Genomic DNA, 25,203 nt, shown 5'->3' with positions numbered 1-25,203 from the left:
TTGCAACCTCATTATCATTTGCTGATCAAATTTAGTTTGCACACATATATTCGGCATCAAAACTTAAAGTTAGTGCCATGATGAAATTTGCGGGCTATCTTTTCCTCAAATCACACTATCGATCTCTGTAGATCAGTGTACGTCACAGGTTTTCAGGATAGCAGCTAACACTTTATGACCATCAGTTGATAATTTATCGCAAACTGGGATTGTACTTTTACCTCATCTAACCATGCGCGTGTTCTGCGTTATAATTAGTATCTTTTGTAATTACTGACCAAGCAATCCGAGCATTTTTATTTGCCAGGGCAACCACCGTTTTGTTAAAACCATTTTTTTCTAATAGTCCCTTTATCCAAAGACTAGTCTTATCGACTTTGTCTTTTACCTGATTTACAACGGCTCGAGCACCATGAATTAGAAGTGACCGAAGATATTTATCACCCCGTTTACTAATGCCTAATAATCTCGTTTTTTGGCCGCTCGAATTTTGGCGTGGAACTAATCCCAACCAAGCTGATAAATTACGTCCATTTTTAAAGTTGCTGAAATTGCCTATGGAAGAGATAAGGGCTGTCGATGTAATTTCACCGATTCCTGGAATACTCATTAGTCTTTTGCAGGACTCATTCTGCTTACTAATTAATAACAATTTCTTTGTGTATTGTTCCATTCTCAATTCAAGGTTTAGAAACTCGGTGTATAATTCATTGAAGATAAATATAGAGTTTTCTGTAAGATCACTATTTTTAATCGAGGATAAATCTGCAAGTGCTTTTTTTAAAGAGCAATCACCTTGAGGAATTGCTACACCATATTCCATTAATAAACCTCTAATTTGGTTTCCAAGAGCAACCTTTTCTTTAATAATTTTTGTTCGTACTTTATGCAACAGTTGAATATCTTGTTGCTCCACCGTTTTTATGGCAACAAAACGCATCGTGGGTCTAGTCACTGCCTCACAAATTGCTTCGGCGTCATTACGATCATTTTTATTTGTCTTTACATAAGGCTTAACGTATTGGGGGCTCATCAATTGTACTCTATGGCCCATTTGGGTAAATCGCCTTGCCCAGTAATGAGCACTACCACAGGCCTCCATTCCAATTAAACTTGCTGGAAGCTGCTGAACAATTTCGGTAAATTTCTCGCGACTAACACGTTTACTAAAAGTTTTTTTACCGCAACTATTCGCTCCATGTAATTGAAATATACTCTTTGCCAGATCAATACCAATGGTTGTTATATTCATTATGAACTCCTTATTTATTCCAATCCTTAGACTGGGATATTATCCCGTCTATAAGGAGAGGAGTCCATTTCATTACACTTGGCTTATTACCGAGGATCTTACTACACGAAAGCCAGCAACAATTATAATTTTGGTTTTTCATTTTTTCGAATCTCTTCTGATTCTCCTGGGTGTTCAAAAAGTGACTTTTTTACTGGTTGAGCCGAGCCTTTGAAAAAGGATACACTATGGCGTCTTGTTCTACTGACGCCAACATCCTGACTTTCGCGGCCGATATTATGTTTTTGTGGTAACCCTTTAATCTTGCGGCTTCTATAATCTTCTGCAACCCAGGACTTGGGAGGTGTGAGTGAAACACTTCCATCATCATTCTTCTTGGCTTTACACCCAATACTCATTAATCTTAATATTTCTTGAGGTGTCGCAGTAGGTTGATCCCCACCATGATATTGAGAGTCAAATTCTTTAGGAAATGGACGTATTTCATCTATAAGCGCAGATACATAATTTAAAATCTTTCCTGATGTCAGCGCATCCACAACTTTAGGATAGTGCTGTTCTACTAATTTAATTTCATAACCCATACTTGAGACGATAAGTAACCATGTAGAGTTTAATTCAGGACTCCATTTTGCATCATCGCAATTTAAGTATGCACCTTCTCCCGGATGATCTGCAATCATGCTAAAAACAGGACGAGCACTTCCTATCCACGCTACGAGCGGCAGATCATTATCACGACAATATTGAGCATATAATTGTAGTTTTATAATTTCTGATTTAAGCGCTACACTATTGCAATGTGTGTCTCTTTCAATCTGAGTTTTTTCAATAAGTGTCGCTATACTCACTTTTTGTCTAACAGTTAATTGTGGATATTCTGAGAATATTCGTTGTAATGCAAGAGCACCCAATTCACCACCTAATGGAATTTTTCCATCTTCTAAAGCTTCTATAAAAGATTGATGATCGTGTAAAAGGAGAGCTAATTGATTTTCAGGATATTTTTTCACAATATCTTTAAAGATTTTAAGATTAGTACTCAATTGATCCCATAGAATTTGATAGCTATTAATGCCACGCTGAAATATAGATTTATCGGCTTGCTGAGCTACTTTAATAAATAAATTTCGCGCTCTATGGAGCTTTGGTTTAGCACGCAACATTTCATTTAAACATTCTTCTTTAATGTCAGTTACATTTTCGTATTGTTTAATTAAATTATTCGCTTTTTTTTCAGCTGCAGCTAAATTTAATTTAAGAAATTTTTTATAATTTTCAATTTTATTGATACAGTCATTGAGTTTTTCTTCTTGTATTGTATTATCGGCTTGACCTAAGATCCTTTTCAATTTAACTTCCATTTTTTCTGCAAACTCTAATGGAGTGAAATCAACAGAAGATAAAATAAAATTACCCATATTTTGCAAATATTTCTCTGCTTTTTGTATATCAGTGTTAAAATCACCATCGTTACAAAGCCAAACATTTAAGGTTGTAAGGTTTGTGCTACGCACAGTTTCTAAATTTGAATAACTCATAATATAATTACTTTGATCAGTGTGAGTGTATTTTAATCATCTATTCTGAGTGTTTAATTAAGGAGTGCGGCCAAATTGCGACATTAAAGTTTCTATGGTCTAAAAATTACTTTTACCTTTGGTTATATTAATGGAATAGGTAGATTTGATTTTTGATATTCGCTGTAAGAGTCATCATCTCACATGTTAGCGCTATCTTCCAATAACACAACTAAGATAAATTTTTGATAAGATTTAGCGATGTGTAGAATAAGTTGAGTAGTAAAGAAATTAGTTTACTACAGAACATTTTTCGAGAGAACTCTTCCAGCTCCGAGCCTGAAATACTATTATTCCCATTAATTGATCCTTGCATACAAATAATCTAACTCATTGAAAATAAAATCGGATTAGATCATTTTTGATAATTTGAGTAAAGTTTTTTCATATTTTTCAACAGGCCGCCCCGTTTTATTTACAGGATTTGATTTTAAATATTAATAAAAATAATTTAAGTCCCATTGACATTTTGCACATAAAATGGTCTATTATATGAGTAATATTTCAGTATTTTTTACACATAGGAGTAAAAATCATGAAAAAGAATATTAGACTATCATTAGATGTTTCTGCAGAGTTAAATAATGCTCTTGATGAGATAGTTAAAGAAACCCATTCAACTAAAAGTGAAGTTTTAAGAAAATCTATAGCTTTACTTGAAATGGCAGTTAGAGAAAAAAAAGAGGGTAATCATTTAGGTGTATTTGATGGAAAAAATAAAATCGTTAAAGAGATAATTGGATTCTAATGGTTACTTCAAATGATAATGATAATAGGACAAATGTTCCACAAGTAGATCTGGGGAGCTTTGCAGACAGTGAAAACTATAATGTAAAAATTGAAAGTGTCAAAAGAGAACATCCATCAGATGCTCGGAACAGACGTTTTAAAGAGATGTCCCTATTTATAGTAGCTCTGCTAATGGTATCGGCCATATTTATACTTTGTATGTATGTAATTTGTACTCATAGCTCTAATGATAGTGAGAAAAAATGGGCTACCACTATTGTGAGTGGGATAATTTCAGCTCTGTTAGGGTATATGGTGGGTAAATCCTCCTAATGCTTCTCAGTCTGATTAATCGTAATCTCAGACTCAACACTGTAATTCTATAAATAAATCTCCGAGCAATTTGGTCCTATTATATTATTATGATAAAGAGTTTAGCGAGGTCTAGACTAAACACCCCAATGTGTAACAAAAAAAGGTATAGTTGATGGACAGAACTTCTAATGATCCACTGCACGGCATTACCCTAGAGGCTATCCTAAATAGTTTGTTGATTTGTTATGGCTGGGAAGGCCTGGCGGAAAGAGTCAAAGTTAACTGCTTTTCTTCCAACCCCAGTATCAAATCAAGCCTTAAATTCCTGCGCAAAACACCATGGGCAAGAAAGGAAATTGAAATCCTTTATCTTGCTTCCTTAAAAGATAAAAATTGCGACAACTCATAATTACTGGAGTAATAAATAATATGAAGGATGTTTTCATTAATAAAGAACCTGTTGAACTCTTTAAAATTCTTAAATTTGAAGGTATCGCCTTGAGTGGAGCAGAAGCTAAGGATATGATAGCTGCGGGCTCTGTATTGGTAAACGGCATAATAGAAAAACAGAAAAGAAAAAAGATGGTTGCAGGAGATACGATTGAATTGAAAGGTGAGGTCTTTCGGCTAAAGTTGGGTGCTAATTAATATTTCTATACACTCAGGTCCTAGTGAAAGTAGGTGAATATCAAGTAGGATTACAGCGTTCCAAAGATATTTTCATATTGTGAGAGTAGGGCATTTGTGGTGAGGCCCTGGGAAGTATATTAAGTCTGATTACTGTGAAAAGTAGACCTTAAGCTAGAAAACTGACCTCAAAAAAGTTCAACCCTTGAAAGAAAGTGTTGCAGATCAATTGATGTTGAAAAATAAAAATACAAAATAAAATAGGTAAAGCTCATTATGTCTTTAGTATGGGACAATTTATTTGATTAGGATTTATCACTCAGTTAAATATCTAATTATTCCTACCACTATACCAATGATAGAACAATCAGACATTTTATCAATTATAATATTACCCCAATGATCATTTTCTGCTTTTAATTCAAATGAATTAGTCTTTTTAGAGAAAGTCAGCTGCTTATAACGACGGATGATGACTTGGTCTTCTTCTAATTGCACTGCAACGAGATTGCCTGGGTGTAATTTAGCACTGGGATTAATAATTAATATGTCATTTAGTCTTAATTCAGGATACATGCTTTCATCATTCATTCTTAAAGCAAATGAGTATTCTTCAAGTTTTGCGCTAAATTCAGCAGCAACCGGAATATAACTTGTGTTTTGATCATTCTTAATCTTTTGAATAAATAATTTAGCTTTACAAGCTTGTTGAAAATTAAGTATAGGAATTAATTTTAATCCTGGTTTCTTTTTCGGTTGTTTTTCATCCGTTAAGCACATCAAATAGGCAGGTGAGACACCTAGTGCTTGAGCTAGTTGTTTAATCTCTTCGGGTCCAGGAGTTCTATATCCACGCTCCCAATTACTAATTCTTGTCTGCTTTAGATCATCAGTTAATTCTTCCAATGCCTTCAGTGTAAGGCCTTTAGCTACACGCTCTTCTTTTATTCTTTGCCCAATTTTATCTTTGATGTTCATATTAATTTAACCAAAACAAGCTAAATGTGGAAAATTGATATTGAATTATCCACTATTCGTGTTATATTTAATTTTCATCCACTAATAGTGGATTTAATTGTTTCTATTAAAAATAAAGATATCACAGAAACAAGTAATAGCGAATCGTTTCACGGATTGGGGTAGGTAATGGATTTTTTGATTAACGGTGAAGAATTGGCTGTATTAGGTGGGTTGCCACATATTCAACAGCTAACTTACTTAAGAGGAATAAGGCCGTACATGGATGTTAAAACCGGATTAGTAGGTGTAAAACGAGGAATTAGCTATCAGTCCATATCGGAACAACTTTACGTTGAACCCCATCAGGGTATTAAAAGTCAACGCTTTTCACGTGATCAAGTACGGCGTGCCGTTTCTGGACTGGTTCGTGCTGGCATAATTGAAATGCAATCTGAGGGCATGCAATTAATTTTAAAATGTAACTTAGCTTCACGGCATTTTTCTGTCCAAAATAAAGCCGCCATACACCCGCCACAGAAAGCCGCCATAAAGCCGCCCGAAGAATCTCTTGAAAATACTGGTTTATCTGGGTGTGAGCCATTAAAAGCTGACATAGTCGAATCTCAAAAAGCCGCCATACCTCATAAAGAGAATAATTATTATATTTATTTATTATCGCGATTCGAAAAATTTTGGTCGCTTTATCCAGAAAAAAAATCCAAACAAAAGGCCCAAGCAGCTTTTGAGCAATTAAATCCTAATACCACGTTATTTAGGCAGCTCATGGAGTCCTTGCAACACCAAATTAATCATATCGAAGCCATGAAAGTAAGTGGACTATGGGTACCACCTTGGAAATATCCAGCCAATTGGTTAGGTCAACGGTGCTGGGAAGATGAACTAATGGAAGTAACACAGGAGAAGAAGCATGAAAAACATCGGGACAATCATCAACATGAATCAACAAAAGATATGTTCTGGAATCCAGGTGAAGAACACCATGAGCCAGAGAGAAACAATATTGTCTACTTCCACAAAAATTGATCACCAAAGCAAACTGATTGATACCTTATTTTCAAAGTTTGCGGCTTTTTATGGCCATTTATGGAGGAGCCAATTTAAGAGTGAAGGATTTTTAGAGTTTGCCAAAAGAGAATGGCAAGAGGGATTAAGTGGGTTTAATGAACACATCATCAATAAAGCCATCATGCAATGTCGGGAATATTACGAATTACCTCCGTCATTGCCACAAATGATCGCCTGCTGTCGTGCAATTAAAAAGCGCAATAACTTTTATGTGGTAGAAAAAGAGCATATTCAAGCTAAACAAGAAATAGTTTTAGCACAATTGACAAAATGCAAAGAAATTTTAAATCAAAAATAAGGAAGAAAAATATGTTGGTATTGGAGCGAAAAATTGGACAAAAGGTGGTGATAGATAACGGTGCAATTGAGGTGAAGGTACTTAAGCCCAATGGCGATATGATTCGATTAGGTTTTAAGGCACCTCAAAATATGGATATCAATAAGGAGGAAATTTATCTAAGAAAAGTGTTGCAAGTTCCAGAGTTTTTAAAACCGGTCGTACGTAATCATGAAACAAGGAGGAGGAAATGAATGTACTAAATAATTTTACTAAGACCATAAAAAGAGGAGCTAGTGCTTTAGGTTGTTTACTTCTTTCATCAAGCCTGTGGGCTAATGATCTTTTATCCAAAGCACTAGAGGGCGATGTCAAAGACTCCTTAGGAAGTGGTTCGATGTTTTGGAAGGTCTTTATTTTAGTAGACATTATTTTAGCCACGGCAATGGCGGTGAAAAGTAAAAACCCCATGGTCTTTGTGGGAGTGACTGCCGTGGCGTTTATTCCTGCATTTTTACTAAAAACATTTGTTTTTTGAGAGGGGGGAGAATGAGCAACATAGCGTATCAGTTTTTAAACCACATAGATGCACCAAAGCGGATACTGACCTTAACCGGAGATGAACTCTTTGTTGCAGTATTAGGATTTATGTTGCTCGTTATTGCTAACCAAAAAATATTGGTGTCGTTATTAGGGTTGGGATTATTAAGCAGTTTGCGTTTCTTGAAAAAAGGAGAAGGACCAAAGTCATTGCTGGTTCTTGCCTATTGGTATTTGCCAAGCAGCCTGACGCAGTTCTTTTTGCCCAAACTCCCACCATCTCACCATCGAATCTATGTCGCTTAAGGAGCATCAAAATGGATTTTAAAAGTTATCAAAGTCGCTTAAGCCAAATCTCTGCACGATTTAATCTGATGGTGTGTCTTGTCTTTGGTCTGCTCTTATCAAATGTAGTGTTAACCAGTTTTATTTATACTCTATGGAACCACCACCGTATTGAAGTAACACCTTTTTCAGGAAACTTAAGTTATCTCAAATCAGCATCCAGTGTGGACAGTCATTATTTAAGTTTAATGACGGAAAATTTTATTAATGAACGTTTGAACGTTAGTCCTGAAACGGTGGATGGAAATCACAAACGTTTGCTTTCCTTTGTGAACCATCAAAATTATCCCGAGATGCTAAGGCGTTTGACCCGTGAAGCCACAGTGATTAAAGCCAAAAACATGTCATCGACCTTCAACATCACGCACATTAAAACTGACCCCAACAAACTTACATCAATTGTATCGGGCACCTTGAAACGCTATGTGGGACTGCAAGCGTTAACTGAAGAACGTAAAACCTATCGATTGCAATTTCACTATCGAAACAGTCGCTTGTCCATCCTTAACTTTTCGCTGATGAAGGAGAACAAAGATGCATAACTCTTTAGGTATCGCTTTGGTATTAGCTTCCATGATGGCTCAAGCCTCCAGCAGTATTCCTGTTAAAAACAACAGTGATATTGCCTTGACCTTAAGCCAAAGTAATTACAATCGCATTGTGGTGAAGAACGATAAAATAATGGAGGCGGTGTTTCCTCCAAACAGCATGGCCGTCAAACGAGATGAGCACGATGGCTCTGTTTATGTGCTATTAGCTGCTCAAAATCCTTTTACTTTGTTTGTAACCACTGAAAAAGGAATCCATTTTTCAGTTACTTTAAATGGAGAAGAGTCTTTGGGTAAAACTATTGAATTGGTGCCCCAACACTCAATTGTAGCAAAAACAACGAAGCCACAATTGACCAATAAGAACATCACCAATAGTAAAGATGCGGTGCCCGAGGCGATTCTGGCGATGTTGACTCACATGGAACAACAAAAACCTTTTGCTGATGTCAAAGTAGTACGGCAATTTGGCAAAGCCCAACGCTGGGCAAAAGGCTTAACGCTCCTACCCAAGGAGTCTTGGGATAGCAAACTATTAAAAGGCGAGGTCATCGAACTTTATAATGGCGGGAAAGAGCCTTTAGAGTTAAACCAGGAGTGGTTTGCTAAAAAAGGAACTTTAGCGGTGAAATACTCCAAACCGATTCTTAAATCCGGTGAACGTGCCATGCTTTATCGCGTACAAGGGGTAAGCCATGGTTAATTGGCAATTAAATAAATTAATTAAAAGCAGTCAAATACGTGCCTTAATGGTCACAGGAAGTTGTTTTATTGTGATTGTTGCGCTGGTCCTTTTGTTGTTGACGCAAGGACATAAGAAAAAGCCAGAAGTATCGAAAAAGTCAGTGGACTTAACCGGTATTGTGGATGAGTCCTTTACGGAGGCGGCTGCGAATAATGCACTAACCGCCCAACAAACGGAATTGGAGTCGCTTAAAAAGCAAATCACCGAATTAACTCAGAATGTTAAAGCAATGGGCGAAGAACATCTTCGGCAACTCCAATCTCAAAAAGAAGAAATCAAAGCTCAATTAACTACGTTGGCTTCGGTAACTCAAAAGAATAACGAGAGCCTTGAACAACCTAATATGCCTGCCGAATTAAAAGAGGCGAAAAACCAACTTTGGCATCACCCCAATACTTATGCCATGAATACCATGATGGCTTCAGGCAACACCCTTGCTGATGCTATGCCTCGGATTAATACGGTTTCTTTTAGACCAAAAAGGCGCCTCCATCGTACGCACCCCAATTTGTACTTAAATCCTACTCATTACGTCCCATCCAATACATCAATAAGGGCGGTGATTTTAGGCGGTGCTGATGCCGATGCCTCCGTGAATGGCCAATCAAAAAACAATGGGGTGATGCTCTTTAAGTTTTTAGAAGACGGCACACTCCCCAATGGCCAGCGCTCCAGACTGAAAGGATGTCGGGTTAGTGCCAACTCTTATGGAGATATTTCCAGTGAGCGTGCGTTTGCGACACTTTATCGCTTGTCGTGTGCGCATCCAGGTCAGCCCATTATTGATAAAGAAGTGACAGGTTGGGTATTTTTCAATGGCAAGGTAGGCATTAAGGGAAGACCTTTAATGCGGGATAATAAAGTAATGACTTGGGCAGGAGTAAGTGGCGCTTTATCCGGTATCGCCTCTGCTGCTCAATACGCTCAAAGTACGCAATTCATTGGGCCGTATGGTGGTACTTCGATGATTGCCTCAAGTCAAATTGCGCCCTTTGCTGCTTATGGTGGTGCTTCTAAAGCCGCTGATACGTTATCAGCTTATTACGTCAAACGTGCTGAACAATATCATCCTGTGATTCAAGTCGGTTCAGGGAATGTGGTCACTATAGTCTTTAAAGATGGGTTTTATTTAGAACCCGATGATTCCATGAGTCAGCATGCACTGAATCAAGCCAAAACACGCGAGGAGACGCGTCATCTTATTGCTCAAGAGCCTAACACCCCATCCGAAATGAACTTTGCCGTACCTCCTGAAGTTCTAGGAAAAATTGACCAAGCCAATGCATTAAGCAGCAATCAAATAGGAGGTATGTAATGACTGTACGTGATTTGATGTTCTTAACAGGCGCGCTTCTTACGCTTACCGGCTGCACCATGAACTCTAATTTCAGCTGTAATGCAACCGCAGGGGATAGCTGCTTGACTATTGAGCAAGTCGATGCCATGACCCGCTTTGCCGATGCCCCCCAACCGGTTGCTGCAACATCAAGAAGGATAAATGCAGAGAAAAACCTCTCCAAGCCTTCAGGACGATTGGTCCAACAAGCACCAGGCCAATCCTTATGGGTAGCAAAAACAGCGGAGGAACGCTCATGGGCTTAAATACAGCCAAGTGGCGCGATAAAACTCGGGAAATGCTTTATCGTATGAGCCATAAACTGGGGGAACAAGTCGGTATTAAACCGGATTCTTGCGTCACAACGGGAAAAGCACTGGAATCTTTAGAAGTGGATTTGCCCGCACTTTCTAAAATTCTTCCTTATGAAACCGTAACCGATGGCGATATTTTTGTAAATCGAGGCTCTTTAGGTTTTGGAATGATGCTTACACCCATGGCTGGCGCTGATGAATCTCTGATGAAATCTCTTGCGGAGACTTTTAAAAACAAGCTGACTGTGGGGACGGATTGTACGGTGCTGCTCTACAAGCATCCTTGGCTTTCGCATTCTCTTTCGCAAAACTATGAACCCATTTTACAGCTAGGTGGTATTTATGCTGAATTGGCGAGACAAAGTCTTCAATACCATTTGAATGCCATTAAAAATGGGTATAAAAATGGCCGAAATGTTCCGGCGGGCCTAAGTGATTACTGCTGTTATCTTTTTATTTCACGACCCACACAACCGGGCGTGGAAGAGCAAATAGAGCGCTTGCGCCATGATTTTGAATCGGAATTCAAAGTCGCAGGATTTAACTTGCAACGATGTAATGAGCATCACTTTAAGATGCTGATGCGTGCGCTCGTTTCTCCTAATTTTAATGAATGTTCCTGGCCTTCAGTGGAAGAAAGAGGCCTGATGATTGGCGAATCCATTCCAAGTCCTACGACCGTATATGAAATAGGAGCCGATGCAATGGATGTGTCGCTTGCTGATGAAAAAGGACATCCTCAATACACCCGAATGGTCAACTGTGAACTTACGAGTTACCCTAATACCTTGTTCGGCCTCTGGCAAACCCCTGATTTGTTTGCCAATCTCTTTAAATCGGAACAGGGGATTGAATGCCCTTTTCTAATTTCATTTACGATTCGTGGAATGAATCAGGAAAAGATGAAGGCCAAAGCTAAAACTCGGGCGAAATCATTAAATGCAAATAACAACGCCATTCAAGCCTTTATTAATCCATCAATTAGTGATGAAGCTTCAGAGTGGCAGTTGGTGCATGAGCATGCTTCACGTGGCGAGCTGCATCTTTTAACCACATTTTACAACCTAATCCTTTATACCTCGAAGGAGAAGGAGCGCGAACAGGTTGCCAAAGCAATTGCAAGCTACAGGCAATTAGGCTTTACACTGACTCAAAGTCGTTGCAAGCAGTGGCTTCGATTCTTAGGAAGTCTTCCCTTTATGCTGACTGAGGGCCTCTTTTCAAGCCTTGAGCTTTTAGGCATGACCAAACAATTAAGCCATGGCAATGTAGCCAACCTTTTGCCGGTGGTGGCCGATTTTAAAGGCGCAAGGCAAGGTCTTATTGTGCCTACCTACCGCCATCAGTTGTTTTATTTAGATACCTTTGATGACCGAGCTTTACCGATTACCAATTTTAATCGTTTAACGGTTGCCAGTACGGGGGCTGGTAAATCCTTTTTTGAACAAGCACAAATTTTAGATGGTTTATCACGAGGGCAGCAGATTTTTGTGATTGATTTGGGTGGCTCCTACACGCATTTATGTAAATTGGTGGGTGGAAGTTATATTGATGTCTCAACATTAACTTTAAATCCATTTACTTTATTTGATTTTGAAGGGACAACCGAAATTAAGGGAGAAAACCTTAACGATTATATTCAAATTAGAGATTTGTTGGCGATTATGGCGAGTCCCAACGAAGCTTTGGGCGAAGTTCAAAAAGCGTGGCTATTGGATGCGGTACTTGCTACTTGGAACGTGTATGGCCGACATGCGCGTATGGATAACGTACTCGAAGCGCTGCGTCATTTATTACAAAAACCAGAGTCATTTAATGACCAACGGCTCAAAGACTTACTGATTTTACTCGATAAATACGGCAGCTCAGGCATTTATGGCAAAATGTTTAACAGTGATACACCGCTGTTAAATGGCTCTAATTTTGTTGTATTGGAAATGGGGGCTTTAAAATCCAATCCTGAATTATTGACCATTGTTATGTTTGTGATGATTGTCATTATTCAGGGTCAGTTTTACCACTCGGATAGAAAACGTCAAAAACGTTGTGTGATTGATGAGGCTTGGCAGTTTTTAAAAGCAGGGGCTAATCCATTAACCGCAGGTTTTATTGAGCAGGGTTTTCGAACCGCACGAAAACATAACGGTGGCTTTGCTGTTATTACTCAAAATCTGTTAGACACCATGAATACCCTTCAGGGACAAGCCATTGCGGCAAGTAGTGATACCAAAATAATCATGCGCCAAGGGGATTTTAAAAAGTATGTTCAACAACACCCAGACCATTTTACTGAGTTAGAGGCAACCCTAATTGAATCTTTTGGGGAGGCCAAAATGCAGGGTTTTTCCAATTTAATGCTCCAGTTTGGCAACGTCAGTACCTTTCATCGCTATTTTTGCGACCCTTTTTCAAGAGTGTTGTTTTCCACCTCAGGTGATGAAGTCAGCGAGATTGAGTCGTTGATGGAACAGGGGGTATCTCTGGCGCAAGCAGTTGAAACCGTAGCTCATCACTATTATGGAGAAGTGTGATGCGAGTTACTTCACTGGCTTTAGGACCTTCTTTTTTAGCGTTTCTTTTGGGCGTTTTATTTTATGGTGCACAACCGAAACAAAGTATTGTCCTTTTTAATCAAGAGGCACTTCAAGGTCAATTCATTCGCCAATTAGCAGAACATCATGCAACCGCCATGCAAGTCGAACAGGCCACGCAACACTTTCATCAATCCATAAAAAAGATATTAGCGCAATATTCTAAAGACCATCAGGCGGTCATTTTGAATCAAAAATATGTGTTTGAAGGCGGTAACGACATTACCGAGGAAGTTGCTTTGAAATTAAGTGGCCTCATGAGGAGCAAAACATGAAAATTTTATGCTCCTTAGTACTCCTGGTAGTGTGTTGTAGCCAAGGCTTCACCAAATCTTTTGGCGTGATTGGTGAGATATTTCCAGTCGTAGAAAAAAGCTTTTTAGTGCTGATTGAAGAGCGTTTACACGCATTAACTTTAAGTGGGGAGTTGGATGCATTAAACCAGAAATGGCTTCATACAGTGGTCAACCATACTAACAGACCTAGCGCATTAAGTTTGGAGCGTACCAGCCAAACCATCAGTCATTACTACACATCAGAAATCACTTTAAGTCAGGATATCACTGATTATAAAGGTAAGATTCTTTACCCAAAGGGAACTTATATCAATGCCCTGGAGTATATGCCAGCGTATAACCCTTGTTGGTTGTTTTTCAATGCGGATGACGAAGCACAGATTCGTTGGGCGCAGATACAAAAGAATAACTGTTCTAGTCCCAAATTTATTTTGACTGGAGGGGCAATCAAGATTGCTGAAAAGAGTCTAAATGCCGTGATTTATTTTGATCAGGAAGGACGCATTACAAGCAAGCTTAATATTATTCATGTGCCAGCTCGAGTCACACGCAAAGCGAATCATCTTTTTATTGTTGAAGAGGCGATTAAGGAGAATGGTAATGCGCTCTAAGACAGTCTTTATGATTACCTTTTTTATTTTTTCTTGTGCTGGATTTGGTAAGCAGTGCAGCGGACATTTTGTTAACCCCATTACCGATGTATGTTGGCGCTGTCTTTTTCCCTTATCAATTGGAAATATTAAAGTGGTTCATTCATCTTTGCCTGATACTGAAAATGCATCGAACCCTATTGGTGTATGTCCAGGACCTACAGGACTTCGCGTAGGATTAAATATTGGTTTTTGGGAGCCCATGGCACTCACCGATGTCACCGACACCCCTTATTGTTTGGTTAATCTTGGTGGTACTCGATTAAATTTAGGCTTAAAGCAGGGTAGGGGCGGCCGCCAGGTGGTTGGTACTGGCCAGCAGCGCGCGTTTTTTCATGTACATTGGTATAAATACCCGCTGATTCATTGGCTAAACCTCATCACTTCAGTGGGTTGTATGCAAGGCGGGGATTTTGATATTGCTTATCTTACCGAACTTGACCCCACCTGGCAGGATTCAGAAATGAGTTTTGTATTAAGCCCCGAATCGGTCTTATTTGGTAATCCAGTAGCGGCTTCTGCTTGTGCGGCCGATGCATTGTCCTCAACGTTGACTAAAAAACCATTAGATAGCCTTTTTTGGTGTGCCGGAGCTCAAGGCACTCATTACCCGATGACAGGTCATGTGAATGCACCTCTGTCTCCAGTACAAACCGCACTGCTGTTAACCGAGCGAATGAACTACAAAATGCATCGTGAATTTTTGCTCTCAGATTCCAGCCCTAAAAGCGGGGCCATTTGCAAAGAGCATCATTATTCAGTTACCCCTAAATCTCGCTACCGCTATGAGCTCGTCAATCAGGTGGCCGATGGCAAACATTGCTATCCAGGGGGATTAAGTACATTGGCTTGGGAAGCGGGAAAAATTAAGCTCCATACTCCTGACCAATATGGGTTTTTGGTGTGGCGCAAACGCTCATGCACCTTTTTATAATGTGGAGAAGCTGATGTTCAAAAAAGGACTTACTTTACTATTGGGATGCCTTACCAATACCGTAATTGCTGCATCAACGGTATCGGTATTTATCAGTTTTTCCATGCCTAATACTCTTTTGGAAGAAACGCTTAACGAATGCAGTCGTTTACATATTCCTGCCTATTTAAATGGCCTTTATCAAAACTCGATGAAGGATACGGCGCTTAAAGTCATGGAGCTAAGCAAGAAGATTCCTAATCTAAATCTAGCTATTGACCCGACCTTGTTTGAACGTTTTGGCATTGGGCAAGTACCTGCACTCGTCATTGAGGAGGGAAAAACCTTTGATGTGATTTATGGCCATTTGCCCCTTCAAGAAGGACTCATGCGAATGGCAGGACATGGAGACACGCATTTTTCTATAACTGAGGCACGGAGAATCAGCGGTGCTTAAACGCCTTATTATTTTATACTCCTGTTTGATAATGCCTACAGGGTTTAGTCAAATTCCTGCTGATGTGCTAAAGGCGCGCGAGCAAGCCATGCAGGCCTTGCACGGCTTTAATCCCGCATCAGCGATTGAAGGCTATACCACTAATCCGCATGAAACATCCCTTAATCCTCAAGAGGGCAGTAATGCCTTAAGTTCGCAAGGATTAAATGCGCTCAACAAAAATCCCACCGCTTTTGAGGTGTATCAAAGCGCTGGAACTCGTAGCAAAGGACGATACAATCCAAACAGTCCAGAAATGCGTTATGCCGAAAATCTACTCGAAAATCCTGAGGGTGTCTTGGAGGGTGTGTGTTATAAAGAGCCGGCACACTGTGAGACTATTTCTGAAACAAAAACCTGCCAAGAAACTCTAAGCTATAAAAATAAGGCCTGTACCGAGCAACTGGCGGTTACTTTACAACCGCTTGCTCAGCAATTAAACCGTGTCATTACGACATCCAATGGTAATGCTACTTTTGATGTAACCCGATGTGCGCCCCATGATAAATATTGTACTAAAGCAGCGCTTGCTGAGCTTACTCCTTTATGTGAGGCATTAACTGTCTCCATTACTTATAAAAATAAACGGGTTCAACTCATCAAACAACCTACCTGTACCGACCCGACGGTCAGCATAGTAACGCCCCAAAAGGGACGACACTATGCTCGCCTAAGTATACACCTCACTCAATGGATGAGTGAGGATACCTGGTCTGCAAAAGCGTGTGATGCCATCCGCCAAGACCGTAGCGCAAGCCATTGTCTTTTAAAAAACGAAAGTGTATGCCTTGAGCCTAACTCCGAAAAGACCATTCAAGGTGTTGCCATTACTCGCCCCTGTTGGGGTCGAAGCTTTCAGTTCCAATGCAGTTATCTAGAAAACAGCACCTGTACGCCCTTATTAATGGAAGGATGCTCCCAACGTGATTCCCAATGTGTGAATGCCTCCAATGGTCTTTGCAGTTCTTATTTACAAACCTTCACCTGCTTCCAGAAGTCGTGCCTGCCTGAAAAAACAGTTTGCCCAGGAACAATAGGTTGCAGTGATGGGAGCTGTGACTTATCGGAAGATGAGGTCAGTGATGATGCTGCAGAAGGACTGTCTCGACTAGGCGTTCTTGCAGGAGCTGCTTCGGAAGTTGCCGAAAAACAGGTTCAAAGTGGCGTGCCTTCCATTTTTACCGGAAAAAACTCCACCTGTCGCAAAGTAAAAGCCGATGTGCGTAATTGTTGTAAAGGCAGTTACCAAATGACCCATTGCAGTGAGGATGAAAAACGTTTGGCTAAAGCTAAGGAAGAAGGACGCGCTTTTAAAGTGGGGAAATTTTGCGCCCTAAAAAAAATGGGTATGTGCTTGGAAGAAAAACAATCCTGGTGTGTTTTCCCCACTAAATTAGCCGCTATTATTCAGATTCAAGGACGATACAGCCAATTAGGGATTCATTTTGGTTGGGCAAAATATGAAGAAAATCATGCCAATTGTCGTGGCATTACGCCTGAAGAGTTAGAGCGCATTAATTTTTCTGCATTAGATTTATCGTCTATTGAGCAAGAGCTTATGAGTCGCAAGGTGCTGCCAAATAATGGAAGTGTTGCAGCGTTAAACCAATCGCACATTGAGCGCTTAAAACAAATGGAGCGCTCCCATGATTAAATGGAGTATTTTTTTATTAATCGTCTTTCATTCAATGACCGTACTTGCTGAAAAACCGGTGGGCTTTCTTTGGTACAGCATCGAAAAGGAACACAATAAAATAAAAAAAACACCTCCTCGCGGCACGCCGTTTAATCAGCTTAGTTATACACAGCAGGATGCCGTACTTCGTTTTTACACCATGGAAGCGTTGCACAAAGCACGCCAAACCAAAAAAGTGGAGGACATGCGTGTTTTTTTAAGCCTTCAAGATTACTGGATTAAAGAATCCTCAAATTTTAAGCAATTGTTTCAAAAAACGATGCTTGCCTATCCTCAGTATGATTATACGGTTACCCATCCTACCTCGAATCTGGGAGGCAAAATAACCGATGAAGTGCGTGAACAAAAAAAAGAAGAAGTGATTCATGGCATTGCAAAATCTCATGGATTGTTGTTTTTTTACCGTGGCAAAAGCCCCTATGACCAAAAGCAAATCCCTATCCTGGTTGATTTTTGCAGGCGTTTTAATATTTCGATGATGCCCGTGAGTGTCGATGGCGTGGTGGTACCTGAATTGACAAATTCACGAATCGACCAGGGGCAAGCAGAGCGTTTGGGGGTTCGTTATTTTCCAGCACTCCTTTTGGTCAATCCCGAAAACCATCAGGTAAACCCAATCGCCTATGGATTGACCACTCAAGATGTCTTAATGGAGCGCATCGTTCAAGTGGCCACCCAATTTCAAGGAGAAGCCTAATGCGTGTCGCATTCTGGATAGGATTAGTGTTGGCAGGTGCCGCCTTAAATGTCCCTGCTGGTAATGGACGGTGGTTAACCCAGATGATTGCCGAACGAGAGCATAGCGTTCAGCCGAAACCTATAGCGCAACCCAATAAAAAGCGACCTAAGTTTTTTAACTCCCATGGGGTGATTTTATTTTATGGTAGCCTTTGTCCGCATTGCCGGCAATTTGCTCCGATAGTAAAACGATGGGCAGAGCAAATCGGTGCCGAAGTTCTTCCCTTATCCTTTGATAACCAATCGTTACCTGAATTTCCTCATTTTTTACCCGCAACCACGGAATGGGTGAATGCGGCTTTTCAAGGAAGTCCAATCAACTATCCTGCCGTTTTTATTATGAACGCTAAAGAAAAAATCTTATACCCCGTTGGATTTGGTTCAATGAGTGAGGAGGAGCTTCATGCGCGTATGGATGCAGTGATCGCTAAAATTAACGAGTATGAACACAAGGAAATAGAATGAAGCATTTAATTTTCTCATTCGTTTTGCTTTTTCTATTTGCAAATACCCAGGCTTCGGTAAGCCAAGACTTGGATAATTTTTTTAACGGGATGGGCTATGCCTCCAATGTAACCAATCCTTCGGCCTTTGAGTCCCAAGCAGCAGGATTTTTTGGTGGAGGTTCTCTTTATGCACGTAATCAGGTGCGCCAATATCAATTGGTTCAACTTGATTTACCCAGTTATCGGGCGGGGTGCGGGGGCATTGATTTATACACCGGCAGTATGAGTTTTTTGAGCAATCAAAAATTAGTGGATTTAGGAAAATCCATTATGACCAATGCGGGTGCTTATGCAGCTGATGTAATGTTAGCGTCTACTGTCCCTGAATTAAAACAAGTGCGTGATTTCAACTTATACCTGGAACAATTGGCCAATCACAGCAGCATCAACTCCTGTCAGCTTTCTGAAAATATGATAGGTGGCATCTGGCCAAAAACGGCAGCCAGCCAACAAAAAATATGTAAAGACCAAGCAGCGATGGGAAAAGAGGGCTTATTTAGTGACTATGTTCAAGCTCGTATGGCCTGTTCAGGGAATGGATTTGATAACGTGATGAATAAGGCATCCCAAGACCCTGAGCGTAAAAAGCAGGTGGTTTTAAACAAAAATCTGGTATGGTCTTTATTGCAAGCCAAATCGTTTTTAAACAGCGACAAAGAACTTGCGGAAATGGTGATGAGTTTAACGGGTACCTTAATTATTGATAAAGAGGGTAAAGTAACCAACGTTCCCTCATTGGCGGGTGACGCTGATTTAATCAATGCATTAATTGGGACAGGAAATGGCACCCACACCGCTAAAATATGGCGTTGTAAGGATGGAGGCCCCAACAGCCAGTGCATGCAGGTAAGTTTACAAGACATCACCATTCAAGATACTTCAACACTGACCTACAAAGTTCGTGAGATTATTCGCACCATAAACACCAAACTTCTTAATGATGAAAAACCAGGCAATCGAGAACTTAATTTTTTAAGTATGACCTCGTTGCCAGTCATGAAGTTTTTATCGGTATTAAACAGCATGCACTATGGCAGCAGTGCAGTAGACATTGAAGAGTACTCCATGTTGATTGCTCAAGATTTATTGACCAGTTATCTTTCCGAATTACTCAAAGAAGTGAATGTGGCTACAGCAGGTTCCGAATTAAACGCCGATTTAGTCAAAGAAATTCAAAAACGTATTAATGAAGCCACCACAAGAGTTTCTTCTATTGACCCTAAAGTAGGTCGAAAACTGCAAGAAAAGCTCACTTTAATTGAGCGGATGGCCCAGATTGAAAAACAGGTAGCTTCACAAATGACCAGTACTGCAGGCTAAGGAGTGCAGCAAATGATAACCATACATGTATTGGCGGGTGGCGAATTATTTCAGCACGTACTGAATGCCATCACTGCGTTTATGAAACAAGATAGTTTTCTTGGATTACTGCGCATTACTGCGCTTATTGGAATTGTCATGGCAACCGTTGGTTTTCTTAAAACGCGCGACCCCATGGCTTTTGCCCGTTGGTTTTTAGGCTATGTGTTGTTTGTGAACGTGGTGTTATTGCCTAAAACATCGGTACTCATTGATGACATTTCCGCACAAACACCAAAACTGGTGGACAATGTGCCAGTTGTGTTTGCACTAGGAGCAAGTCTTGTAACAATCATTGGTTACGGTTTAGCGCAAACTTATGATGCGTTGCTGACTATGCCCGATGATATGTACTACACCAAAACAGGCGCTTTGTTTGGGTCACGCTTAATTTCCGCGTCTACCTCTTTTCGCATTAAAGACCCCGTGCTTAAAGAGGAACTAAATGAGTATTTTCGCGTGTGTGTGGTGGGCGATATTCGCTTAAATCGAAAGTACAGTGTCAGTGATTTAGCTCATTCCACCGACATTTGGAGTCTCATTAGCGCCAAAGCATCACCGCTTCGCATGATTTCTGTTAATGGCAAATTAGTGACTTGTCTTGAGGCCTCAAAACCTGATGGACCATACAGTTTAAGAAAAAAACTCGATGCAGAGATTAAAAAAGCCTATACGTTTTTTGGGGTAAATTTATTTGGTAAACCTAAAAATACCACTTATGAAGCGTTATTTAGTACTCATCTCAAATCAGCTTTTGAGTACTACCAAGGGCTAACGGATTCTTCCAGCAATATCTTTTTACAAAGCATGATGATTAATGCCATGAACGATGGAGTAGCCCATTATCAAGCGTTTACCGATGCCACCGCAGGGATTGTGAACCAACAATTTACCAAATCCCAAGTACAACACCGTTGGAGTTGGGAAGTGCTAGGGCAAAAGGCGTTATGGATTTTACCGATTACTCATACCTGTTTAACGCTTTTATTATTTGGGGTATTTCCCTTGATTATTGCGTTATCCACCTTACCAGGTGGCGTAAAAATTCTCTACGGTTACATGCAATTTTTTATGTCGCTGCAATTTTGGCCAGTGCTCTTTGCCATACTGAATGCCGGTATGACCATTTATGGTGCTTCATCTTCTGGTGAATACGGCCAGTTCACGATGGTGAATCTCGATAAAATTGATGAACTTCATGCCGACATTTCAGGCGCAAGTGGCTATTTGATGATGCTTATTCCTTTTCTTTCTCATGGTTTGGTGTCTAATTTAGGTGGTGCGTTCAGTAATCTGGCCACCAGCATGATGAGTCATATGCAAGGCTCTAGCATGTCTGTGGCAGGGGAGGCGGCAAGTGGCTCTTTTGGGCTTGGTCAAACGAGTTTCTACAACACCACGGCCAATAATTTTTCAGCCAACAAGCATGATTCCAATTGGACGCACATGCATGGCATGCATACCGAACAATTAGGAAGCGGGGTATTGAAAACCATCACTGGTAGTGGCGATAGGGTTTTTGATGTAAGCCCTGGGATGACGCGTAGTGCCGTATCTATTAATAGCGCTGAGGGCTTAAGTAGCTCACTAACGCAAGCTTATGAACAATCCACTCAAGCCGCCCGCAATGAATCAAAGCATTATCAATCCTCCCTTTCGAATTTTGCGCACCGTGCGTTGCAACTTTCACAATTGGCAGGCCATGACATGCGCTTAGGTGATGGAGTATCCGAATCTGAAACAGGCCAGTACTCTAAGGCGCTCTCGACCATTAGTCATATTGCTGAGGATGTGGCACGCCGTACTGGTGTAAGTAAAGAAGACGCACTGTCGCATTTAACCAGTGGAGGATGGGGTGCTCAAGCCGGTGTTAAAAGCCAAGGCAGTATTTGGGGTAAACTGGCTCAATTGGGAACTGGTTTTCATGCTGGTGCGGATGCCCATCTTAAATTTGATCGTAATTCGACCAGCAGTGATAAATATCATACGGGTATGGATGGGACGCTCTCTGCTCGGCAATCGAAGGACTTCAATGAGGCGATGAATTATGTGACGCATTTTTCACAAAGCCATCATTTTGATGACAGCTATTCAAAAGCTTCTTCATTGTCCAATCAATTAGGTGCCGATTTACGAGAAGCTGAAACCGCAAGCCACAATATCGATGCTTCGCTTGCAAAAGCAGAGCGCATTCAACAGGCAAAAAGTTATGTAGCGTCCCATTCGTCGCAAATTACCACCGATTTAAATCAGGCCTTCCCATCTTATGTTGGACAACGTATCGGAGAGTCAGCACGTGATGCGTTATTTAGCCATCCTGGAGACATGACAGCCCTTAATAAACTCAATGAACTCGGCCAAGATTTTATTGCCTCCAAACGAGACAAATTAATTGCCGAATTTGGCAGTCAAAAAAAACAGGCAGAAGTTGAAGCGTTCTATCAGAAAGAGCAACGTGATGTTATTGCCAAAGAAAACGACTTAGGAACGAACTATCAAAAAGGCAGCGAGCACTTAGCGCACGAGGCTCAAGCAAGTGGTCTGGGTCTTGATGAGCCTAAGCGCCACGCTTTACAACAAGAGATTCATCATCAAATGAATACCTTGCCTCAAAATCTTAATCATGGTGAGGCCTTGATTAATGCCGATCAGTATGATCTTATGAATAAAAAAGAAAGTACGGTACACGAAGGAATGGAGCGTGCCCAAAAAGACGTCATTTTAATGGGCCAATTACCAAAAACTTGGGGTCTTCATAATAAAGGAGAATAGACCAATGAATCATCAAGACTTAAGAAAAGCGATAAGTGACGATATGGAAACCATCAAATCGCTGAATCCTGAAATAATTCCTGCCAAAATATATTACCCGCGATTGCTCCGGTTATTTGTGAGTAGTTTTTTGAAAGTTTGGTTTATCGTCTCATTAACCATTGCCTATGCGGGAATTACTCATCCATCAAATGATGGTTTAGCACGAGAAGCCATGTCCCAAGTGATGCGAGAGGCAACCCTGATGGCTTTTTTCTTAAGTTTTGGGGTGATGCTTTTGTTAACTCCTGCGCTTAATTTTTTCATTCTTTTTCGGTTTCACCTTGAGCCATCACTTAAAACAGGAGCTTTGCTAGCTCGGAAATTGAAGCATGTTGCCTACATCTTTTTTGGATGCTTTATTCTTCTTTGTACTTTATTTGGAAGCTACATTGAATCGGCTGCCATCTTTATGGGAATTGGATTTGCTTTCTTTGGAAGCCTTGCTGCAACTTACTTTTTAGTAAAAATGGAGTTAAATCGTATCGGTGTCTATACACTGTTCATCTTGTTTGATCACTATTTTAATAAAGGAAAAGACTTGAGTATTAATTTGCCTAGGTAATCGTTCATTCAATAAAAACTGATTTCATTTTATTCACTTTTAAGGTGGGGTAGCTACTGCTTTGCCTAAAAAGCTGATAAGGAGTAAACATTGTGCGTGAAGAACCCAATTTCAAACATTATACCCGTGGTGGAATAATTAGTTTTCACAACTTTCGTATGTGGGATCAAATTAATAAAATACTAACCTGCGTTTGTCTTTCTCTATGGGTCGTATTAAGTGGATTAATCACCTGGTTGGTTACTTCACCTGAGAAACTCTATCAAGCGCTTGTTTATTACTATGCGTATTTTTTAAATAGTGTGGGCCAGAAGCATGTATTTATTATTTCTTTTCACGGCAAAAATTATCAACAAAACGTAGAAACGATTCTGCACTATCCCTATTACCGTGAAAATGCCAATCACATGGTGGATTTATTAGGAAAGTCTTCGCTTGCTGCGTTTATAGTCTCCTTTGTTTTAGGTCTTATTTTTGCTGTTTATTTTATTCGCCGAGGCAAAGCACAGCGCATCAATCAGTTTATTCGCGGCAGTCGAATAGAGACATGCGACAAGGTAAAAGAACAAATTATTGCCCAAAAAGAGGACTCCGATATTACAATTGATGGATTTCCGCTGATTGCAAATTCCGAAGTACAACATCTTTTAGTCCATGGCACTGTAGGTACTGGTAAAAGTCAATTGATTATGAAAATCATGGATGGATTACGCCAAAGAGGTGATCGCGTTATTGTTTATGATAAAGGGTGTGCTTTTATTCCTCATTATTTTGATCCCAATAGTGATGTCATTTTAAATCCATTTGATGCCCGATGCCCCAATTGGGATATGTGGCGTGAGGCACCACGTGATTCCGACTTTGAAAACATGGCCGATAGCCTAATTCCCATGCATGGGGAATCCGATCCCTTCTGGGTGAATGCGGCACGCACAGTATTTGCTTCATGTGCGGCTAAGATGCGCCATGATTCGGAGCGCTCCATTGAAAAATTACTAAAATTATTGCTGACCGGTGAGTTTACTCATTTGGATGAATATCTTAAAGGTACACCAGCCGCAACGTTAGTCAGTGGAAAAATTGAGAAAACCGCTATTTCTATACGTTCGGTGATTACCACCTATTTAAAATCAATGACTCACTTAACAGGCCTTAATAGCGAAGGAGCGGCACCATTTTCGATTCGTGATTACATTCTTAATGAGCATCATAATGGCTGGCTTTTTATTTCATCCAATGGCGAGAGCCATAAAACCTTAACTCCTTTAATCTCGATGTGGTTGGCTATGGCTTCTTTAACTTTATTAAGTTTAACTCCCAATCCGGAGCGCCGCATTTGGTTTATTTGTGATGAGTTGCCTAGTCTTCACAAGCTTCCTTTACTTGGCGAAACGATTGCTGAGGTACGAAAATTTGGTGGTTGTTTTTTATTAGGTATGCAAAGTTTTTCTCAGCTGACCAAAGTATATGGACAGCCTGGCGGCAAAGAGATTTTTGATTTATTAAACACCCGCTTTTTCTTCAGAAGCCCAAGTGCTGATATGGCGCGCCTTGTGGCCAGCGAACTTGGTGAGGAAGAAATAGAGGAATCAAGGGAAAATTATTCCTATGGGGCAAACAGCATCCGGGATGGAATTTCACTGGGTAGCCAACGGGTGACCCGTCCAATTGTATCGTATCCACAAATTTTAGAGTTGGAAAAATTAAGCTGTTTTGTGCGCTTGCCAGGAAGTTATCCGGTGACTCAGCTTAAACTCCACTATCAAAATCGTCCTACTCATTTGAAGGGCTTTGTAACGCGCGAGATGGTGAATAATGAGCCCATAACAGCAAAGGTTGAAGTCAATGAGTGTCATGGGGAATCAACGGATGGGCCACAAAGTTCTAAAAAGCGTTCGGTTATGGAATTTGAACTCTAGCCAAGGAAT

General features: G+C 40.3%; 28 protein-coding genes. 25 read left to right on the top strand and 3 right to left on the bottom strand.

Translation table 11 applies throughout. The annotated features are described in order from the left end of the window. Nucleotides 1–226: 226 nt before the first annotated feature. Together DYH34_RS09750 and DYH34_RS09745 are read right to left on the bottom strand one after the other, a co-directional pair. Nucleotides 227–1,252: an IS110 family RNA-guided transposase gene (locus tag DYH34_RS09750; protein ID WP_058466446.1), complete on the bottom strand. Its 1,026-nt coding sequence runs from the start codon at nucleotides 1,250–1,252 to the stop codon at nucleotides 227–229. A 122-nt stretch (nucleotides 1,253–1,374) separates the two neighbouring features. Continuing rightward, nucleotides 1,375–2,793: a hypothetical protein gene (locus tag DYH34_RS09745; RefSeq protein ID WP_058466445.1), complete on the bottom strand. Its 1,419-nt coding sequence runs from the start codon at nucleotides 2,791–2,793 to the stop codon at nucleotides 1,375–1,377. A gap of 574 nt (nucleotides 2,794–3,367) precedes the next feature. On the opposite strand from DYH34_RS09745, the gene DYH34_RS09740 reads away from it, so the two are divergent. The 4 genes from DYH34_RS09740 to DYH34_RS09725 all read left to right on the top strand — a co-directional run bounded on the left by DYH34_RS09740 (nucleotide 3,368) and on the right by DYH34_RS09725 (nucleotide 4,524). Next, complete coding sequence (locus DYH34_RS09740) at nucleotides 3,368–3,580, top strand: hypothetical protein (RefSeq protein ID WP_058466444.1); 213 nt, start codon at nucleotides 3,368–3,370, stop codon at nucleotides 3,578–3,580. Beyond that, complete coding sequence (locus DYH34_RS09735; protein WP_058466443.1) at nucleotides 3,580–3,894, top strand: ABC-2 transporter permease; 315 nt, start codon at nucleotides 3,580–3,582, stop codon at nucleotides 3,892–3,894. The genes DYH34_RS09740 and DYH34_RS09735 overlap by 1 nt, the downstream gene beginning before the upstream one ends. A 154-nt stretch (nucleotides 3,895–4,048) precedes the next feature. Next, complete coding sequence (locus tag DYH34_RS09730; protein WP_058466442.1) at nucleotides 4,049–4,285, top strand: VF530 family protein; 237 nt, start codon at nucleotides 4,049–4,051, stop codon at nucleotides 4,283–4,285. A 20-nt stretch (nucleotides 4,286–4,305) separates the two neighbouring features. After that, nucleotides 4,306–4,524 carry an RNA-binding S4 domain-containing protein gene (locus DYH34_RS09725; protein WP_058466441.1) on the top strand — a complete coding sequence of 73 codons (219 nt, stop codon included), beginning with the start codon at nucleotides 4,306–4,308 and terminating at the stop codon, nucleotides 4,522–4,524. A gap of 294 nt (nucleotides 4,525–4,818) precedes the next feature. On the opposite strand, the gene DYH34_RS09720 is transcribed toward DYH34_RS09725, so the two are convergent. After that, nucleotides 4,819–5,481 carry a helix-turn-helix domain-containing protein gene (locus DYH34_RS09720; protein WP_058466440.1) on the bottom strand — a complete coding sequence of 221 codons (663 nt, stop codon included), beginning with the start codon at nucleotides 5,479–5,481 and terminating at the stop codon, nucleotides 4,819–4,821. A 168-nt stretch (nucleotides 5,482–5,649) separates the two neighbouring features. On the opposite strand from DYH34_RS09720, the gene DYH34_RS09715 reads away from it, so the two are divergent. The 21 genes from DYH34_RS09715 (at nucleotide 5,650) to traD (ending at nucleotide 25,194) form a co-directional block, all read left to right on the top strand. After that, the gene (locus DYH34_RS09715; RefSeq protein WP_058466439.1) at nucleotides 5,650–6,507 is read left to right on the top strand and encodes a hypothetical protein; all 858 of its coding nucleotides are present in this window, start codon (nucleotides 5,650–5,652) and stop codon (nucleotides 6,505–6,507) included. Then, on the top strand, nucleotides 6,485–6,847 hold the full coding sequence (locus DYH34_RS09710) for a hypothetical protein (protein WP_041819069.1): 363 nt from the start codon (nucleotides 6,485–6,487) through the stop codon (nucleotides 6,845–6,847). The genes DYH34_RS09715 and DYH34_RS09710 overlap by 23 nt, the downstream gene beginning before the upstream one ends. An 11-nt stretch (nucleotides 6,848–6,858) precedes the next feature. After that, on the top strand, nucleotides 6,859–7,080 hold the full coding sequence (locus DYH34_RS09705) for a carbon storage regulator (protein WP_058466438.1): 222 nt from the start codon (nucleotides 6,859–6,861) through the stop codon (nucleotides 7,078–7,080). Beyond that, nucleotides 7,077–7,364, top strand: a complete 288-nt coding sequence (locus tag DYH34_RS09700; protein WP_058466437.1) for a hypothetical protein — start codon at nucleotides 7,077–7,079, stop codon at nucleotides 7,362–7,364. Before DYH34_RS09705 ends, DYH34_RS09700 begins: the two co-directional genes overlap by 4 nt. Before the next feature lie 11 nt (nucleotides 7,365–7,375). Further along, entirely contained in the window at nucleotides 7,376–7,672 is a 297-nt protein-coding gene (gene traL, locus DYH34_RS09695) for a type IV conjugative transfer system protein TraL (protein WP_058466436.1), read from the top strand. Between the two features lie 11 nt (nucleotides 7,673–7,683). Further along, nucleotides 7,684–8,253, top strand: a complete 570-nt coding sequence (gene traE / locus DYH34_RS09690; protein ID WP_058466435.1) for a type IV conjugative transfer system protein TraE — start codon at nucleotides 7,684–7,686, stop codon at nucleotides 8,251–8,253. Further along, nucleotides 8,246–8,962: a type-F conjugative transfer system secretin TraK gene (traK, locus tag DYH34_RS09685; protein ID WP_058466434.1), complete on the top strand. Its 717-nt coding sequence runs from the start codon at nucleotides 8,246–8,248 to the stop codon at nucleotides 8,960–8,962. The genes traE and traK overlap by 8 nt, the downstream gene beginning before the upstream one ends. Beyond that, nucleotides 8,955–10,319, top strand: coding sequence for a TraB/TrbI/VirB10 family type IV secretion system protein (locus DYH34_RS09680; protein ID WP_058466433.1), 1,365 nt, complete (start codon nucleotides 8,955–8,957; stop codon nucleotides 10,317–10,319). The genes traK and DYH34_RS09680 overlap by 8 nt, the downstream gene beginning before the upstream one ends. Further along, complete coding sequence (locus tag DYH34_RS09675; protein ID WP_058466432.1) at nucleotides 10,319–10,606, top strand: TraV family lipoprotein; 288 nt, start codon at nucleotides 10,319–10,321, stop codon at nucleotides 10,604–10,606. Before DYH34_RS09680 ends, DYH34_RS09675 begins: the two co-directional genes overlap by 1 nt. Further along, nucleotides 10,597–13,185, top strand: a complete 2,589-nt coding sequence (traC, locus tag DYH34_RS09670; protein WP_058466431.1) for a type IV secretion system protein TraC — start codon at nucleotides 10,597–10,599, stop codon at nucleotides 13,183–13,185. The genes DYH34_RS09675 and traC overlap by 10 nt, the downstream gene beginning before the upstream one ends. After that, nucleotides 13,185–13,520 (top strand): TrbI F-type domain-containing protein, encoded by a 336-nt coding sequence (locus DYH34_RS09665; protein ID WP_058466430.1) that lies wholly within the window; start codon nucleotides 13,185–13,187, stop codon nucleotides 13,518–13,520. The genes traC and DYH34_RS09665 overlap by 1 nt, the downstream gene beginning before the upstream one ends. Continuing rightward, entirely contained in the window at nucleotides 13,517–14,152 is a 636-nt protein-coding gene (gene traW, locus DYH34_RS09660) for a type-F conjugative transfer system protein TraW (RefSeq protein ID WP_058466429.1), read from the top strand. Before DYH34_RS09665 ends, traW begins: the two co-directional genes overlap by 4 nt. Next, the gene (gene traU / locus DYH34_RS09655; protein WP_058466428.1) at nucleotides 14,142–15,125 is read left to right on the top strand and encodes a conjugal transfer pilus assembly protein TraU; all 984 of its coding nucleotides are present in this window, start codon (nucleotides 14,142–14,144) and stop codon (nucleotides 15,123–15,125) included. Before traW ends, traU begins: the two co-directional genes overlap by 11 nt. 13 nt (nucleotides 15,126–15,138) lie before the next feature. Next, nucleotides 15,139–15,561, top strand: coding sequence for a type-F conjugative transfer system pilin assembly protein TrbC (gene trbC, locus DYH34_RS09650; protein ID WP_058466427.1), 423 nt, complete (start codon nucleotides 15,139–15,141; stop codon nucleotides 15,559–15,561). Further along, the gene (traN, locus tag DYH34_RS09645) at nucleotides 15,554–17,254 is read left to right on the top strand and encodes a conjugal transfer protein TraN (RefSeq protein WP_058466426.1); all 1,701 of its coding nucleotides are present in this window, start codon (nucleotides 15,554–15,556) and stop codon (nucleotides 17,252–17,254) included. The genes trbC and traN overlap by 8 nt, the downstream gene beginning before the upstream one ends. Further along, nucleotides 17,247–17,993, top strand: coding sequence for a type-F conjugative transfer system pilin assembly protein TraF (gene traF, locus DYH34_RS09640; protein ID WP_058466425.1), 747 nt, complete (start codon nucleotides 17,247–17,249; stop codon nucleotides 17,991–17,993). The genes traN and traF overlap by 8 nt, the downstream gene beginning before the upstream one ends. Further along, nucleotides 17,993–18,499, top strand: coding sequence for a type-F conjugative transfer system pilin assembly thiol-disulfide isomerase TrbB (trbB, locus tag DYH34_RS09635; protein ID WP_058466424.1), 507 nt, complete (start codon nucleotides 17,993–17,995; stop codon nucleotides 18,497–18,499). The genes traF and trbB overlap by 1 nt, the downstream gene beginning before the upstream one ends. After that, nucleotides 18,496–19,860: a conjugal transfer protein TraH gene (locus DYH34_RS09630; protein WP_058466423.1), complete on the top strand. Its 1,365-nt coding sequence runs from the start codon at nucleotides 18,496–18,498 to the stop codon at nucleotides 19,858–19,860. The genes trbB and DYH34_RS09630 overlap by 4 nt, the downstream gene beginning before the upstream one ends. A gap of 12 nt (nucleotides 19,861–19,872) precedes the next feature. Further along, a complete protein-coding gene (gene traG / locus DYH34_RS09625; RefSeq protein WP_058466422.1) occupies nucleotides 19,873–22,671 on the top strand; it encodes a conjugal transfer mating-pair stabilization protein TraG in 2,799 nt (932 codons plus the stop codon). Between the two features lie 4 nt (nucleotides 22,672–22,675). Next, entirely contained in the window at nucleotides 22,676–23,275 is a 600-nt protein-coding gene (locus DYH34_RS09620) for a hypothetical protein (RefSeq protein ID WP_058466421.1), read from the top strand. Nucleotides 23,276–23,367: 92 nt separating this feature from the next. After that, a complete protein-coding gene (gene traD, locus DYH34_RS09615) occupies nucleotides 23,368–25,194 on the top strand; it encodes a type IV conjugative transfer system coupling protein TraD (protein ID WP_058466420.1) in 1,827 nt (608 codons plus the stop codon). Nucleotides 25,195–25,203 lie beyond the last annotated feature (9 nt).

Origin of the sequence: Legionella cincinnatiensis (assembly GCF_900452415.1) — a bacterium.
Lineage (GTDB): Bacteria > Pseudomonadota > Gammaproteobacteria > Legionellales > Legionellaceae > Legionella > Legionella cincinnatiensis.
This window is presented reverse-complemented; position numbering and strand designations above follow the sequence as displayed.